At 53.2% G+C, this 2,205-nt stretch carries 6 protein-coding genes; 1 reads left to right on the top strand and 5 read right to left on the bottom strand.

The genetic code is table 11. The features are described from left to right. Nucleotides 1-44 precede the first annotated feature (44 nt). The 5 genes from Q0526_RS01795 to Q0526_RS01775 form a co-directional block, all read right to left on the bottom strand. Complete coding sequence (locus Q0526_RS01795) at nucleotides 45-356, bottom strand: hypothetical protein (RefSeq protein WP_298730273.1); 312 nt, start codon at nucleotides 354-356, stop codon at nucleotides 45-47. Further along, nucleotides 353-598 carry a hypothetical protein gene (locus Q0526_RS01790; protein ID WP_298730271.1) on the bottom strand — a complete coding sequence of 82 codons (246 nt, stop codon included), beginning with the start codon at nucleotides 596-598 and terminating at the stop codon, nucleotides 353-355. The genes Q0526_RS01795 and Q0526_RS01790 overlap by 4 nt, the downstream gene beginning before the upstream one ends. 2 nt (nucleotides 599-600) lie before the next feature. Beyond that, nucleotides 601-801, bottom strand: a complete 201-nt coding sequence (locus Q0526_RS01785) for a helix-turn-helix transcriptional regulator (protein ID WP_298730269.1) — start codon at nucleotides 799-801, stop codon at nucleotides 601-603. 64 nt (nucleotides 802-865) lie between these two features. Beyond that, entirely contained in the window at nucleotides 866-1,027 is a 162-nt protein-coding gene (locus tag Q0526_RS01780; protein WP_298730268.1) for a hypothetical protein, read from the bottom strand. 501 nt (nucleotides 1,028-1,528) lie between these two features. Beyond that, entirely contained in the window at nucleotides 1,529-1,723 is a 195-nt protein-coding gene (locus Q0526_RS01775) for a helix-turn-helix transcriptional regulator (RefSeq protein WP_295340045.1), read from the bottom strand. A 187-nt stretch (nucleotides 1,724-1,910) separates the two neighbouring features. On the opposite strand from Q0526_RS01775, the gene Q0526_RS01770 reads away from it, so the two are divergent. Next, on the top strand, nucleotides 1,911-2,205 hold a 295-nt coding region (locus Q0526_RS01770; protein ID WP_298730267.1), incomplete at its 3' end, for an XRE family transcriptional regulator.

The raw sequence follows: 2,205 nt of genomic DNA, 5'->3' as shown, positions 1-2,205 counted from the left end.
GTCCGGGCGGCCGTAGCGGTAGGCGGCTTCTATTTTTTCGTAGATCATAAGCGGGCCACCTCCACGGGCGCGAACTGTTCCGCCAACTGTTCCGCCAGTTCCTGTGGCAGCGGCATCAGCCGACAGTTTTTATAACCAACGATGATAAGTCGGCCGTAGTACCAGCGGTCGAGATAATGCCGGTTCGGGAGGTCCTGCCCGGCAGCATTTGTGTGCAACGGTGCGGCGGGGTGCTGGCCGAACGGCCGCATATGCACCGGCCCGCCCAGCCAGCGTTCCAGACCTTGGCTGTCGTTCGGCAGCTTGCAGATCTCCGGCGCTTTGCCGGGGTCGATGACGATACCTCGCATGTTCATACGGGCACCTCCTCCAGCGCGAACCACAGGCCCAGCAAAGCGTTGAGCACCAGCATCGCGCCGATCAGCGCCGGGATATTGAGGGCGGCCACCGCCGCCAGAAGGTAGACCGCCAACATCGTGGCCGCGAACTTGACGGCGGCGCGAAGTAGGGGTAAAATAGTCGTGAGCACCATCCAATGCTCCTTTTCTCGGCCGTCCCGGTGTGCCAGCACCGGGGCGGTCATCTTTTTTTGCGTCATGGTTATACCTCCAGTGGGAAATATCCCGAAAATGTGTCCAGGCTCATGCCCAGCACTGCGCAAGCCTGCTGCGCTTCCCGAAATGTCCAGGGCGTGCGCCCGTGGATGCGCTTAGAAAGCGCCGTGCCGGATAAGCCCAGGCTCTCAGCCAAATCTTGCAGTTTCATGCCGCGCGATTTGACGTATGCGATAAAGTAGGTCATGTAGAGGTCACCTCCTTGCAGTCCGTACTATGGGACACATTGGGTTGCGGAATGCTGCACCTCGTCACGCTCCCTTGTCGTCTTTGGATTCCGCGTTTTCGGTGGTCTTTCGCGCCAAATCAAACCCCTCGACTATCCCCAGCACACGCTGCTGGATGGCCTCAGGCAAGATGTGGAGATTATCCACCATGGCCTGCACCTCTTGAACTTTTGCTTTCTCGGGCATAAGTCTCACCTCCTTGCGGTGGCCCCCGCCCCAGTGATACAATGGGCAAAAGGGGGCACGTCAAAAATGGATAGAAAACAACAGTGTGAACGGATCTTCCTTACAAAGCCAGAGCGGAAACTTCTCAAACGGATCGACCGGCGACCACATGTAAAACTGAGCAAGGAAGTGGTCGGGCCTCTTCTCGAGATGGGGCTTGTCGTTGCGGACACCAAAGGCACCGACCCGTTCAATCGACCGATACCCACAGACACTTATTGCGTGTCGGAGTTGTACCGGGTATACCAGGCTTATCTGGCGGACCGTTGCTTTTGGCTGTCCCTGAAATCCCTATGGCTCCCGATCGTGGTCAGCGTCATCACAACCCTAACAATAACCGGACTGCAATGGTCGTTGCCGAGGCTAATACAATGGTTAGCCAGTTCTCTTTGAAGAAGTCGCGCATCCCGTTCACCTCCTTGAAGTACAGACTATGGGATGGTTTAGGAAACAAACTCGTTTTCAGTCCTTCCCCTGCAGTAAATACTCAATCGAACAATGGAACATTTCCGACATGGCTTCCAACTTCGTTTGGGGGATGTTCCCATGTACCATCCAGTTGTAAACCGTTTTTCGCGTCACTCCCAGATTTGTGGCAAGCGTTTCCATTGTCATCCCGTTGCGCACGCGCTCAGCATTGATATTGGGATACGGCAACCTGTTCACCTCCTCTGATTACTCGTTTCGAGTAACTGCAATTATAATATACCCAAAACGAGTATTTGTAAAGTAAAAGAATACCCAAATTGGGACATTCTCTTTTGTGCATGTTGCCAATTCGGGTATTCTCAATTGACTTATTACTCAAATTGTGTAATACTTAGAATATCAACGGAGGTGTATCATGAATCGTATTGCGGAACTGCGTGTTAAGATGGGACTGTCGATGAAAGAAGCGGCCTCCAGGCTCGAAATGCCCTATACAACCTATGTGAACTATGAAAAAGGAACCAGAGAACCGAACTCTGAGACCCTTATAAAATTGTCCCGCTTTTTTGAAACGACAATAGATTATCTTTTAGGTAAGTCGGATGCTGACATGATTCCTCCTGGTTTCACGCCTCTTCCCGAGATGGAATCTGTCCCTCTGGTGGGACGTATCGCCTGCGGCGAACCCATCACCGCCGAGGAAAATCTGG

It is taken from the genome of uncultured Subdoligranulum sp., from assembly GCF_937890665.1.
This window is presented reverse-complemented; position numbering and strand designations above follow the sequence as displayed.

Bases quoted from the DNA above. Each gene is read 5' to 3' on its own strand.
- Q0526_RS01795 (WP_298730273.1), bottom strand. From the start codon at position 356: ATGAACATGCGAGGTATCGTCATCGACCCCGGCAAAGCGCCGGAGATC.
- Q0526_RS01790 (WP_298730271.1), bottom strand. From the start codon at position 598: ATGACGCAAAAAAAGATGACCGCCCCGGTGCTGGCACACCGGGACGGC.
- Q0526_RS01785 (WP_298730269.1), bottom strand. From the start codon at position 801: ATGACCTACTTTATCGCATACGTCAAATCGCGCGGCATGAAACTGCAA.
- Q0526_RS01780 (WP_298730268.1), bottom strand. From the start codon at position 1,027: ATGCCCGAGAAAGCAAAAGTTCAAGAGGTGCAGGCCATGGTGGATAAT.